This is a genomic window from Streptomyces sp. CB01373, from assembly GCF_002803075.1.
GTDB lineage: Bacteria > Actinomycetota > Actinomycetes > Streptomycetales > Streptomycetaceae > Streptomyces.
Map to the genome: position 1 here is coordinate 145,871 of NZ_NNBK01000004.1, position 12,717 is coordinate 158,587.

General features: G+C 69.5%; 12 protein-coding genes. 11 read left to right on the top strand and 1 reads right to left on the bottom strand.

Features of this window, described 5'->3' with window-relative positions; all coding sequences use genetic code 11:
* Nucleotides 1-213 precede the first annotated feature (213 nt).
* From arc to prcA, 6 genes are all read left to right on the top strand, one after another.
* Complete coding sequence (gene arc / locus CG719_RS07655) at nucleotides 214-1,980, top strand: proteasome ATPase (protein ID WP_100567750.1); 1,767 nt, start codon at nucleotides 214-216, stop codon at nucleotides 1,978-1,980.
* 234 nt (nucleotides 1,981-2,214) lie between these two features.
* Entirely contained in the window at nucleotides 2,215-3,726 is a 1,512-nt protein-coding gene (gene dop / locus CG719_RS07660; protein ID WP_376493787.1) for a depupylase/deamidase Dop, read from the top strand.
* Between the two features lie 180 nt (nucleotides 3,727-3,906).
* On the top strand, nucleotides 3,907-4,125 hold the full coding sequence (locus tag CG719_RS07665; protein WP_100567752.1) for a ubiquitin-like protein Pup: 219 nt from the start codon (nucleotides 3,907-3,909) through the stop codon (nucleotides 4,123-4,125).
* A 61-nt stretch (nucleotides 4,126-4,186) separates the two neighbouring features.
* Complete coding sequence (locus tag CG719_RS37110) at nucleotides 4,187-4,465, top strand: endonuclease domain-containing protein (RefSeq protein ID WP_100567753.1); 279 nt, start codon at nucleotides 4,187-4,189, stop codon at nucleotides 4,463-4,465.
* Nucleotides 4,417-5,262 (top strand): proteasome subunit beta, encoded by an 846-nt coding sequence (gene prcB, locus CG719_RS07675; RefSeq protein WP_100567754.1) that lies wholly within the window; start codon nucleotides 4,417-4,419, stop codon nucleotides 5,260-5,262. The genes CG719_RS37110 and prcB overlap by 49 nt, the downstream gene beginning before the upstream one ends.
* A gap of 64 nt (nucleotides 5,263-5,326) precedes the next feature.
* Entirely contained in the window at nucleotides 5,327-6,079 is a 753-nt protein-coding gene (gene prcA / locus CG719_RS07680; protein ID WP_100567755.1) for a proteasome subunit alpha, read from the top strand.
* Between the two features lie 84 nt (nucleotides 6,080-6,163).
* Here the strand turns inward: prcA and CG719_RS07685 are convergent, their stop codons facing one another.
* Nucleotides 6,164-7,180 (bottom strand): LacI family DNA-binding transcriptional regulator, encoded by a 1,017-nt coding sequence (locus tag CG719_RS07685; RefSeq protein ID WP_100567756.1) that lies wholly within the window; start codon nucleotides 7,178-7,180, stop codon nucleotides 6,164-6,166.
* A 121-nt stretch (nucleotides 7,181-7,301) separates the two neighbouring features.
* On the opposite strand from CG719_RS07685, the gene CG719_RS07690 reads away from it, so the two are divergent.
* From CG719_RS07690 to CG719_RS07710, 5 genes are all read left to right on the top strand, one after another.
* Nucleotides 7,302-8,570, top strand: a complete 1,269-nt coding sequence (locus tag CG719_RS07690; protein WP_100567757.1) for an MFS transporter — start codon at nucleotides 7,302-7,304, stop codon at nucleotides 8,568-8,570.
* A 9-nt stretch (nucleotides 8,571-8,579) separates the two neighbouring features.
* Nucleotides 8,580-9,941, top strand: coding sequence for a Pup--protein ligase (pafA, locus tag CG719_RS07695; protein WP_100567758.1), 1,362 nt, complete (start codon nucleotides 8,580-8,582; stop codon nucleotides 9,939-9,941).
* A 138-nt stretch (nucleotides 9,942-10,079) separates the two neighbouring features.
* Nucleotides 10,080-11,081 carry an FKBP-type peptidyl-prolyl cis-trans isomerase gene (locus CG719_RS07700; protein WP_100567759.1) on the top strand — a complete coding sequence of 334 codons (1,002 nt, stop codon included), beginning with the start codon at nucleotides 10,080-10,082 and terminating at the stop codon, nucleotides 11,079-11,081.
* A gap of 89 nt (nucleotides 11,082-11,170) precedes the next feature.
* Complete coding sequence (locus tag CG719_RS07705; protein WP_100567760.1) at nucleotides 11,171-11,542, top strand: FKBP-type peptidyl-prolyl cis-trans isomerase; 372 nt, start codon at nucleotides 11,171-11,173, stop codon at nucleotides 11,540-11,542.
* A gap of 139 nt (nucleotides 11,543-11,681) precedes the next feature.
* Nucleotides 11,682-12,707, top strand: coding sequence for a helix-turn-helix transcriptional regulator (locus CG719_RS07710; RefSeq protein WP_100567761.1), 1,026 nt, complete (start codon nucleotides 11,682-11,684; stop codon nucleotides 12,705-12,707).
* Nucleotides 12,708-12,717 lie beyond the last annotated feature (10 nt).

A 12,717-nucleotide genomic window follows, 5' to 3' on the forward strand; every position in this document is an offset into this window, starting at 1 on the left:
GGAATCCGGCCAGCTCTGACGGGTGTTGAACATGTCGACCCTACCTCTGCCCGCTTTCCAATCATGTTCGGTGGGTATTCCCCTGGCGTGAGGGAGAGCGCAAGGGTGAAGATCGGACACACCCCGACAGTCTTTGTGATCTAGGGGTTTCAATCGACACCCACCCAGGTAGGGTCTGGAAGCGTCCAGCTCCCCTTGGAGGAGGTGAGGACCGTGGCAGCCCACGACGACGACATGAACCGCGGCATCCGCCCGGGACGCGGGTCCGACGACCCGGCCGGGCAGATCGCCTACCTTGAGCAGGAGATCGCCGTCCTGCGCCGCAAGCTCGCCGACTCTCCGCGTCACACGAGGATTCTCGAAGAGCGGATCGTCGAGTTGCAGACCAACCTGGCCGGCGTCTCCGCGCAGAACGAACGGCTTGCGAACACGCTCCGCGAGGCCCGCGACCAGATCGTGGCCCTCAAGGAAGAGGTCGACCGGCTCGCCCAGCCGCCGGCCGGCTTCGGAGTCTTCCTGCAGGCCAACGAGGACGGCACCGCCGACATCTTCACCGGTGGCCGCAAGCTCCGGGTGAACGTCAGCCCCAGCGTCGAGCTCGACGAGCTCAGGCGCGGCCAGGAACTGATGCTCAACGAAGCGCTCAACGTGGTCGAGGCCATGGAGTTCGAGCGCGTCGGCGACATCGTCACCCTCAAGGAGATCCTCGAGGACGGCGAGCGGGCCCTGGTGCTCGGGCACACCGACGAGGAGCGGGTGGTACGGCTCGCCGAGCCGCTGCTGGACGTCACCATCCGCCCCGGCGACGCGCTCCTGCTCGAACCCAGGTCCGGCTACGTCTACGAGGTCGTGCCCAAGAGCGAGGTCGAGGAACTCGTCCTCGAAGAGGTGCCCGACATCGGCTACGAGCAGATCGGCGGCCTCGGCAACCAGATCGAGGCCATCCGTGACGCCGTGGAGCTGCCGTACCTCTACCCGGACCTGTTCAAGGAGCACGAGCTGCGCCCGCCGAAGGGCGTCCTGCTCTACGGGCCTCCCGGATGCGGCAAGACGCTCATCGCCAAGGCCGTCGCGAACTCGCTCGCCAAGAAGGTCGCCGAGGTCACCGGACAGGCTGCGGGCAAGAGCTTCTTCCTCAACATCAAGGGCCCGGAGCTGCTGAACAAGTACGTCGGCGAGACCGAGCGGCAGATCCGCCTGGTCTTCCAGCGTGCCCGGGAGAAGGCCGGCGAGGGCACCCCCGTGATCGTCTTCTTCGACGAGATGGAGTCCCTCTTCCGCACCCGCGGCTCCGGTGTCAGCTCGGACGTGGAGAACACCATCGTCCCCCAGCTGCTCGCCGAGATCGACGGTGTGGAAGGCCTGCAGAACGTGGTCGTGATCGGCGCCTCCAACCGCGAGGACATGATCGACCCCGCCATCCTGCGGCCCGGCCGCCTCGATGTGAAGATCAAGATCGAGCGTCCGGACGCCGAGGCGGCGAAGGACATCTTCGGGAAGTACCTCACCGAGCGCCTCCCGCTGCACGCGGAGGACGTCGCGGAACACGCGGGCGACAAGGACTCCACGGTCCAGGGCATGATCCAGACCGCGGTGGAACACATGTACGCCGAAACCGAGGAGAACCGCTTCCTGGAGGTCACCTACGCCAACGGCGACAAGGAAGTCCTGTATTTCAAGGACTTCAATTCCGGCGCCATGATCGAGAACATCGTGGGCCGCGCCAAGAAGATGGCGATCAAGGACTTCCTCGAGAAGAACCAGAAGGGCCTCCGCGTCTCCCACCTGCTCCAGGCATGCGTGGACGAGTTCAAGGAGAACGAGGACCTGCCGAACACCACCAACCCGGACGACTGGGCCCGGATCTCCGGAAAGAAGGGCGAGCGGATCGTCTACATCCGCACCCTCATCACCGGAAAGCAGGGCGCGGACACCGGACGCTCCATCGACACGGTGGCGAATACCGGGCAGTACCTGTAAAAGCAGGGTGGCTGCGGGTGCCCTCCAGGGGGTACCCGCAGTCGGCTGTTTCCGGGGCCACCGCATGGAGCAGGCAATGACGCAAATGATCTCCCCACCAGCGCAAAGGCGTTCTAGGCTCTTTCGTACCGCCGGGTCGCGCAGTGCGGGGACGGGCACCGCACAGGCACCCGGGCACGAGCGGTACTTGAGCGCCGCCCACGACCGAGGGCGCCGCCGGGCAAGGAGGGCCGCATGACCGTACGGCGAGTAATGGGCATCGAGACGGAGTACGGGATCTCCGTCCCCGGCCACCCCAATGCCAATGCCATGCTCACCTCATCCCAGATCGTCAACGCCTACGCGGCGGCCATGCACCGGGCCCGCCGGGCCCGCTGGGACTTCGAGGAGGAGAATCCGCTTCGGGACGCCCGGGGCTTCGACCTCGCCCGCGAGGCGGCCGACGCCAGCCAGCTCACCGACGAGGACATCGGCCTGGCCAACGTCATCCTCACCAATGGCGCACGGCTCTACGTCGACCACGCCCACCCCGAGTACAGCGCGCCCGAGGTCACCAACCCGCGCGACGCCGTCCTGTGGGACAAGGCCGGCGAACGGATCATGGCCGAGGCGGCGGAGCGGGCGGCCCAGCTGCCCGGCGCCCAGCCGATCCACCTCTACAAGAACAACACCGACAACAAGGGCGCCTCCTACGGCACGCACGAGAACTACCTGATGAAGCGGGAGACCGCGTTCTCGGACATCGTGCGCCACCTCACGCCCTTCTTCGTCTCCCGCCAGGTCGTCACGGGCGCGGGACGCGTCGGCATCGGCCAGGACGGCCACGAACACGGCTTCCAGCTCAGCCAGCGCGCGGACTACTTCGAGGTCGAGGTCGGCCTGGAGACCACGCTCAAGCGGCCGATCATCAACACGCGCGACGAGCCGCACGCCGACGCGGAGAAGTACCGCCGCCTGCACGTGATCATTGGCGACGCCAACCTCTCGGAGATCTCCACCTACCTCAAGCTGGGCACGACCGCCCTGGTCCTGTCCATGATCGAGGACGGCTTCATCGCCGTTGACCTGGCCGTCGACCAGCCCGTCCGCACGCTCCACCAGGTCTCGCACGACCCGGGCCTCAAGCGTCTGATCACGCTGCGCAGCGGCCGGACGCTCACCGCGGTGCAGCTCCAGATGGAGTACTACGAGCTGTCGCGCAAGTACGTGGAGGAGCGGTTCGGCGCGGACGCCGACGAGCAGACCAAGGACGTGCTGTCCCGCTGGGAGGACACCCTCAACCGGCTGGAGAACGATCCGATGAGCCTGGCCGGCGAGCTGGACTGGGTCGCCAAGCGGGAGCTCATGGAGGGCTACCGGCGACGTGACGGCCTCGACTGGGACGCCGCCCGCCTCCACCTCGTCGACCTCCAGTACGCGGACGTACGCCCCGACAAGGGCCTGTACAACCGCCTGGTGGCCCGCGGACGCATCAAGCGCCTGCTGGACGAGACCGAGGTGGACCGGGCCCGCAGGAAGCCGCCGGAGGACACGCGCGCGTACTTCCGCGGCCGCTGCCTGGAGCAGTACGCCGACGACGTCGCCGCGGCCTCCTGGGACTCGGTGATCTTCGATCTGCCGGGCCGGGACTCGCTGCAGCGCGTCCCAACCCTGGAACCGCTTCGCGGAACGCGTAATCACGTCAAGGAGCTCCTCGACCGCTGCCGTACCGCCGAAGACCTGGTCAGGGTGCTTTCCGGCGGCTGAGCGGATCTTGGACCGGGCCGCCCGCGCAGGGTGGAAATCCCCGGTGCCGGGAATCATCGAGGTGGCCCTCGTACGTTGGAGAAAGTGCGGGGCCGATGTCGGACCCGGCTTGTAGGGTCGGAACATCACCGATCGGCCGTAATGCCGACCATGTCGGGCGAACTGAGCGGGGTGAGGGTTATGGCAACGAAGGACACCGGCGGCGGGCAGCAGAAGGCCACGCGTTCCACCGAGGAGGTCGAGGAGCAGTCCCAGGACGCGCAGGCCGCGGACGACCTCAAGGAACGCCACGAGAAGCTGAGCGACGACGTGGACTCCGTTCTCGACGAGATCGACGACGTCCTGGAGGAGAACGCCGAGGACTTCGTGCGCTCCTTCGTGCAAAAGGGCGGTCAGTGAGCGCCTGAGAAGCGGTGGCGGTGACGGACGAGCCGGTTGACGAGGAGCTGCGTGCGGTGCGGTGGGACCGCGCCGCGCGCGGCCTTCGTTTCCGGGCGCCGGCCGTCGCGCGGGCGCCCGGTGTCAGGCTCCGGCGAACCGCCTCAGGGCTAGCGTTCTTCATGTGGATCACCCCCGCGGGACGGGTAGGGTCCGTGGCGTAATGTGCATCAACTGCAACTCCGGCCTCGGCCAGTTGAGGGACGATCCCGAAGCGGTGGACCGAGCTGCCGACCACCTGGAAGGAAACGTGTGGAAGCCAACACTCGTAGCACCGGGCGTCTGCCGGCCGCCTTCCTGACGCCCGGGTCCTCGTCGTTCATGGACTTTCTCGCCGAGCACCAGCCGGAGATGCTTCCGGGCAAGCGGCAGCTGCCGCCGACCCAGGGGGTGATCGAGGCGCCGCACGGGACCACCATCGTGGCGGTGGCCTTCCCCGGCGGCGTCGTCCTGGCCGGTGACCGGCGCGCCACCATGGGGAACATGATCGCGCAGCGGGACGTCGAGAAGGTGTTCCCGGCCGACGAGTACTCGGCGGTCGGCATCGCCGGCACCGCGGGTCTGGCGGTGGAGATGGTGAAGCTGTTCCAGCTGGAGCTGGAGCACTTCGAGAAGGTCGAGGGAACGCAGCTCTCCCTCGAGGGCAAGGCGAACCGGCTGTCGACCATGATCCGCTCCAACCTGGGCATGGCCATGCAGGGGCTGGCCGTGGTCCCGCTCTTCGCGGGGTACGACGTGGACCGCGACAGGGGCCGGATCTTCTCCTACGACGTGACGGGCGGCCGTTCCGAGGAGTGCGGCTACGCGGCCACGGGCTCCGGCTCGATCTTCGCGCGCGGCGCGATGAAGAAGCTCTACCGGGATGACCTGACCGAGGCCGAGACCACGACGCTGGTGGTCCAGGCCCTGTACGACGCGGCAGACGACGACTCGGCGACCGGTGGTCCCGATGTCGCCCGCCGGATCTATCCGATCGTCACCGTGATCACCGAGGACGGATTCCGCCGGCTCACCGAGGACGAGTGCTCCGAGATCGCCCGCTCGGTGCTCCAGCGGCGCCTGGAGCAGCCGGACGGCCCTCGGGCCGCGCTGCTGTAGCCCGGCGCCGGTTCTTCTTGTCCGGGGTGATCCAGTGACTTCTACAGAAAGGGACGGATAACCGGTGTCGACGCCGTTCTATGTCTCACCTCAGCAGGCCATGGCCGACCGGGCGGAGTACGCCCGCAAGGGCATCGCCCGTGGCCGCAGCCTGGTCGTGCTGCAGTACGCCGACGGAATCGTGTTCGTCGGTGAGAATCCGTCCCGCGCGCTGCACAAGTTCAGCGAGATCTACGACCGGATCGCATTCGCGGCGGCCGGCAAGTACAACGAGTACGAGAACCTGCGCATCGGCGGCGTCCGCTATGCCGACCTGCGCGGTTACACCTACGACCGGGACGACGTGACCGCCCGCGGCCTGGCGAACGTCTACGCCCAGACGCTGGGCACGATCTTCTCCAGCGCCGCGGAGAAGCCGTACGAGGTGGAGCTGGTGGTCGCCGAGGTGGGGGAGACCCCGGACGGCGACCAGATCTACCGGCTGCCGCACGACGGCTCGATCGTGGACGAGCACGGCTCGGTCGCGGTCGGCGGCAACGCCGAGCAGATCAGCGGCTACCTGGACCAGCGCCACCGGGACGGCATGTCCCTGGCCGAGGCGCTGAAGCTGGCCGTGCAGGCCCTGTCCCGCGACACCAACGGCAGCGAGCGGGAGATCCCCGCCGAGCGCCTGGAGGTGGCGGTGCTGGACCGTACGCGTCCGCAGAAGCGCAAGTTCAAGCGCATCGTGGGCCGTCAGCTGGCCCGCCTGCTGGAGGCCGACGGCGCGGCGACCGAGGCGGAGAGCGCCGACGAGGACGGCTCCGAGGAGAAGTAGTCCCGACCTCCGTAGTCCCGTTCCCGGGTGCCCCGGCCCTCCAGTGGGCCGGGGCGCCCGGGCGTTTCAGGGGGCTGGACGGCTTCAGGAGGGGCTGGGCGGCGCCGTGGAGCCCCGTACCACGAGCTCCACCGGGATGTCCCCGCCGTCCGGAGCGCGGCCCTCCAGGACGGCCAGCAGGGCGTGCATGCCCCGTTCGCCGAACAGTTCGGCGTCCAGCCGCACGGTGGTGAGCTCGGGGTCGATGGCGGTGGCGAGGGCGAGGTCGTCGACGCCGGTGACGGAGACGTCGTCGGGCACGCGCAGGCCGAGGCGGCGCAGGGCCTTGTACGCGCCGGCGGCGAGCTTGTCGTCGTCGCAGACCAGCGCGGTGGGCCGGGGCCCGGGGGCGCTCAGGGCGGCCTCGGTGGCGGCCCTGGCGTCCTCGATGGAGATGGGGGCGCGGGCGGTGCGCACGGAGGTGCCGGGCACCGCGCCCAGCCGGGCGCCGAGTTCCCTCGCCCGCACCTCGAAGGTCCAGGAGGCGACGTCCGCCGCGAGGTGCAGGAAGCGCCGGTGGCCGAGCCCGAGCAGATGGTCGGCGATCTGGCGTACGCCGTCGGCGATGTCCAGGTTGACGGTCGCGGCGCCCAGGCTGCCCGCGGGGTCGCTGTCCAGCATGACCAGCGGAAGCTGGTCGCCGCGGATCGCCGTCAGCGCGTCGGCGGCCATGGAGGAGGCGATCACGCCGTCCAGCGCGGCCTGGGCCGAGGCGAAGGGGTTGCGCGCCGGGCCGATGCCCTCGGGGGAGGGGTAGAGCACGACGCCGAAGCCGTGCTCGGCGGCGACGCGGGCGGCGCCGGTGTAGACGCCGGCGAAGAACTCGGTGGTCAGCACGGGGACGACCAGGAGAACGGTCCGGGTGCGGCCCAGGCGCAGGTTGCGGGCGGCGAGGTTGGGCCGGTAGCCGAGTTCCTCGGCCGCCCGGCGCACCCGTTCGGCGGTCGCCTGCGACACGCGGCCGCGCCACTTGTCGCCGAGGACCAGGGAGACGGCGGCCTGGGACACCCCGGCGGCGTGCGCGACGTCACGGCTGGTGGGGCGCGTGCTGCTTCGGGCCACCGCGGGGACGCTCCTTCGTCTGGACTGGTGAACAGCGCACATGGTACGTATGACCGAGTACGTTATACGTAACACCGGAGGTTGCTCCAGCACCTCGGGCGAACCGGCGGAAGGCGGGGCGATGGCTGTGGGGTTCGGGGGATACCTGGAGATCCTCAAAGCGAGGCACGCCGCCCGGCTGCTGACCGGCACGCTCGTGGGGCGGCTGCCCAACGCCACCGCGGCGATCGCCATCGTGCTGTTCGTCCGGGCGGAGGGCGGCACGTACAGTCTCGCGGGAGCGCTGGCGGCGGTGTACGGCGTGGCCAACGCGGTGGGCCAGCCCGTGCTCGGGCGCCTGGTGGACCTGTACGGGCAGCCCCGCGTCCAGTTGCCCGCCGCGCTCGCCTCGGCCCTGGCGATGACGGCCTTCGCCCTGACCGGCACGCAGCCGGCCGCCCTGGCGTACGCCTCCGTGGCCGCGGCCGGGCTCTTCACGCCGCCGCTGGAGGGCGGTCTGCGGGCCCTGTGGCCCTCGGTGCTGCGCAGGAACGACCAGGTCCACAGCGCGTACGCGATGGACGCCGTGGCACAGGAAGTGATGTTCACCGTCGGCCCGTTGCTCGTGACCCTCTGCGTCTCGCTGTGGTCGGCGCCGGCGGCGTTGGTGGTGCTGAACGGCATCGGGGTGCTGGGCGCGCTGTCCGTGGTCGTCTCGCCCCCTTCGCGGGCCTGGCGTTCGGAGCCGCGGGAGGCGCACTGGCTGGGAGCGCTGCGCTCGCCCGGTCTACTGGCCCTGCTCGGCGCGTTCCTCTTCGTCGGTGTCGCCATGGGCTCCATCACGGTGGCTGCGGTGCCCTATGCCGACGACCACGGTGGTGACGCGGTGTACGGCTGGCTGATGGCCGCCCTGGGGCTGGGCGCGCTGGTCGGCGGCACCGTCTACGGCGCCCGCCAGTGGGCGGGCGCGCCCGAACGGCGACTGCGGCTGCTGGTCGGTCTGCTGGCGGTGTGTTACCTGCCGCTGATGCTGATGCCCGGAGCGGTGCCGATGGTGGCGCTGACGGTGCTGTCCGGGGTGTTCCTGGCGCCGTGCATCGCCTGCGCGTTCATCATCGTGGACCGGCACGCTCCGGCCGGCACCGTGACGGAGGCTTTCTCCTGGCTGGTGACGACGTTCACCGTGGGCGCGTCCGTCGGAACGGGTGTCGCCGGCCCGGTGGTCCAGGAGGGCGGCGCGCTGTGGGGCTTCGCGGTGCCGGGCGTCGCCGGGGCCGTGTCGTTGCTGGTGTTGCTGCTCACCGGGCGGGTCCTCACAGCTCCCGCCGCAGGGGCGGTGGTTGCCGCTTCATCGGAAAATGATCCAAATCGTGCTGCCGAACCTCGTTTGAGCGCAGAGGATCGGGCGTAATGTTCAGTCATGGACCGCCGCATTTTCGGGCTGGAGAACGAGTACGGCGTCACGTGCACGTTCAGGGGACAGCGCCGCCTGTCGCCTGACGAGGTGGCGCGGTACCTCTTCCGCCGTGTCGTGTCATGGGGCCGCAGCAGCAATGTCTTTCTGCGAAACGGCGCCCGGCTCTATCTCGATGTGGGGTCACACCCGGAATACGCGACACCCGAGTGTGACAATGTGATCGAACTGGTCACCCACGACAAGGCCGGCGAGCGCATTCTCGAAGGACTCCTGGTGGACGCGGAACGACGCCTGCACGAGGAGGGAATCGCGGGCGACGTCTACCTCTTCAAGAACAACACCGATTCGGCGGGCAACTCCTACGGCTGCCACGAGAACTATCTGGTGGCACGGCACGGAGAGTTCTCCCGCCTCGCGGACATCCTCATCCCGTTCCTGGTCACCAGGCAGCTCCTCTGCGGGGCGGGCAAGGTCCTGCAGACCCCGCGCGGGGCGGTGTACTGCGTGAGCCAGCGGGCCGAGCACATCTGGGAGGGCGTCTCCTCGGCGACCACCCGTTCGCGGCCCATCATCAACACCCGCGACGAGCCGCACGCGGACGCGGAGCGCTACCGCCGGCTGCACGTCATCGTCGGTGACTCCAACATGTCCGAGACGACGATGCTGCTCAAGGTGGGCGCGACCGACCTGGTGCTGCGCATGATCGAGGCGGGCACGGTGATGCGCGACCTGACCCTGGAGAACCCGATCCGGGCGATCCGCGAGGTCAGCCACGACATCACGGGCCGCCGCAAGGTGCGCCTGGCCAGCGGCCGCGAGGCCTCCGCGCTGGAGGTGCAGCGCGAGTACTACGAGAAGGCCGTGGACTTCTGCGAGCGGCGCGGCATCCGCACCGGCACGGTGGAGCGCGTGCTGGAGCTGTGGGGCCGCACGCTGGACGCGATCGAGACCGAGGACCTCGACCGCATCGGCACCGAGATCGACTGGGTGATGAAGTACCAGCTCATCGAGCGGTACCGGGCCAAGCACAACATGACCATGTCGCATCCGCGGGTCGCCCAGATAGACCTCGCCTACCACGACATCCACCGCCGTCGTGGCCTGTACTACCTGCTGGAGAAGAAGGGCCAAGCCACCCGGATCTGCAACGACTTGAAGATCTTCGAGGGCAAGTCGGTGCCCCCGCAGACCACTCGGGCACGGCTGCGCGGCGACTTCATCCGGCGGGCGCAGGAACAGCGCAGGGACTTCACCGTCGACTGGGTGCACCTCAAGCTCAACGACCAGGCCCAGCGGACGGTGTTGTGCAAGGACCCGTTCCGTTCGGTGGACGACCGGGTGGAGAAGCTGATCGCCGGAATGTGAGCCCGGCGAAACGCGGATGCCGGTTCGAGGGCCCCGGAACGCCACACGGGCGCCGTACGTTCCCCGTACGGCGCCCCGCTCACACCGTAGAGTTGCGCGCACGCCATCAGAAGATCGACCGATTACGAGGCCCCCACCGTGCGCCGACGCTCACTTCTTCTTTCCGTACCCGCGGGACTTGTCACCCTGGCCGCCTGCGGCAACGACAAGACCGCTTCGAGCAAGGCCAGCGAGAGCGCGACGCCGTCCCCCTCCGAGCCGTCCGCCGCTCCGTCGCCGAAGATCGTCTCCGGGCCGCTGCCGGAGATCACCGCGGGCACGAAGTTCGGCGAGAAGCCGACCGTCGCCAAGGGCAGTGGTGCCCCCTCGAAGGACATCGCCGTCAAGACCGTGATCGCGGGCGGCGGCCGCACCATCGCGGAGAACGACTACGTCCAGGCGCACTACCTGGGCCAGATCTGGGACACGGCCAAGCTCTTCGACAACTCCTACGACCGCAAGGCCCCCCTGGTCATCCAGCTCGCCCAGGGCACGATCATCGACGGCTGGCGCTATGCCCTCGCCGGTAAGAAGGTGGGCAGCCGCGTCCTGTTCTCCGTGCCGCCCACCTGGGGATACGGCACGCAGGGCAACGCCCAGGCCGGGATCAAGGGCACCGACACGCTGGTGTTCGTCGTCGACCTCCAGGACACGTTCAACTCCAAGAGCTCGGCCAAGGGCAGGACGGTCGCCCAGGACAACGCGGACCTGCCCAAGGTCGGCACCAACACCGACGGCGCCGCTCCGTCCATCACCGTGCCCAAGAAGGCCGCGCCCACGAAGCTCGTGGCCGACTACGTGATCGAGGGCGACGGCCCCGTGGTCAAGCCGGAGAACACCGTGCTCGTCCAGTACAAGGGCGTGCTGTGGGCGGACGGCAAGGAGTTCGACTCGACGTACAAGCGCGACTCGCTGACCTCGTTCTCCCTCCAGCAGGTCGTCAAGGGCTGGGCCGAGGGACTGGCCGGCAAGAAGGTCGGCAGCCGGGTCCTGGTCGTCGTCCCGCCGGCCCTGGGCTACGGCGACAACCCGCCCCCCAACAGCGGCATCAAGAAGGACTCCGTGCTGGTCTTCACGGTGGACATCCTGGCGGCGATGTAGCACCGCGCGGCGGTCTCCCGGCGCGGGCGCACCCGGCGGGGATGCAAGACTGTTCAGGTTGTCTTGTTGTAGATGAGCAGGAGAAGCACGTGAGCATCGAGAAGCCCGAGATCGACTTCCCGGGCGGCGAGCCCCCGGCGGACCTCGAGATCAAGGAGATCTGGGAGGGCGACGGACCGGTGGCCAAGGCGGGCGACACCGTCTCCGTCCACTACGTCGGCGTGGCCTTCTCCACCGGTGAGGAGTTCGACGCGTCCTGGAACCGCGGTACGCCGCTCCGTTTCCAGCTCGGTGTCGGCCAGGTCATAGCCGGCTGGGACCAGGGTGTTCAGGGCATGAAGGTCGGCGGGCGCCGCCAGCTGACCATCCCGGCGCACCTGGCCTACGGCGACCGCGGCGCGGGTGGCCGGATCAAGCCCGGCGAGACGCTGATCTTCGTCTGCGACCTGGTCGCGGTCTGATCGTCCCGCACCGGATCCGCGCGGGATCCGATCATCCGGGGCCCATGCCTGTTCGGGCGTGGGCCTCGGCTTTTGTCCGTACGCCGCGGAGCGGTACGGTCATCGGTCGTAAGGACCATAGGGAAGGTGAAGGGCGTCGATGGCCATTGCCAAGGCCGAGCGGCTGATGAACCTGGCGCTGTGCCTGCTCGGGACGCGGCGGCCGCTGAGCAAGCGCGAGCTGCGGGAGTCCATCGAGGCCTATGTCGAGGCTTCCGGCCGGGACAGAGGCGTGGCCTCCGGCCGCGACAAGGGCGCCGGCTCCCCGGCGGAGAAGGGCGCCGCCGCGTCCGACGACTCCTTCAACCGCATGTTCGAGCGGGACAAGGACGACCTGCGTGAGCTCGGGCTGGTCATCGAGACCGTCGAGAGCCTGGACGGGGAGGTCGGCTATCTGGCCCGCCGGGACAGCAACCGGCTGCCGCCCATCACCCTGGACGCCGAGGAGGCCGCGGCGCTCGGTCTGGCCGCCAAGGTCTGGCAGCAGGCCCGGCTGGCCGGGGCGGCCAGCGGCGCCCTGCAGAAGCTGCGCGCGGCCGGACTGCCCGAGGACGTCGACCCCTACGAGACGCACAGTGCGCTGGAGCCCCGTATCCCGGTGCACGAGGCCGCCTTCGAGCCGCTGATGCTGGCCTGCCGCGACCGCCGGCCGGTCGTCTTCGACTACCGCAAGGCCAACGCCGCCCAGCCAGGCACCCGGCATGTCGAGCCGTGGGCGCTGGAGTGCTGGCGCGGCCACTGGTACCTGGCCGGCTTCGACCGCGACCGCGGCGCCGAGCGGGTCTTCCGGCTCTCCAGGATCACCGGCCGGGTCCGCTCCCGGGGCAGCGGCTTCACCGCGCCTGTCCCGGACGTCGTCACCGTTCGCGAGACCGTGGCGAGCTGGGCGGGCGAGAGCGCCGACCGCTCCGCGCGGATCCGGCTGCGCGCGGACGCCGGCTACCCCCTTCGGGCGAAGGCCACCGCCGTGCGGGAACTCGGGGACGGCTGGGACGAGTTGGACATCCCGTACGGGCACGGGCTGGACGCCTGGCTGGTGGAGTTCGGGCCGGACGTGGTGGTCGTGGAGCCGGCCGAGCTGCGGGCGGACGTGCTGGACCGGCTGCGTGCCGTGGCCAGGGACTGAGGGGGAGCGG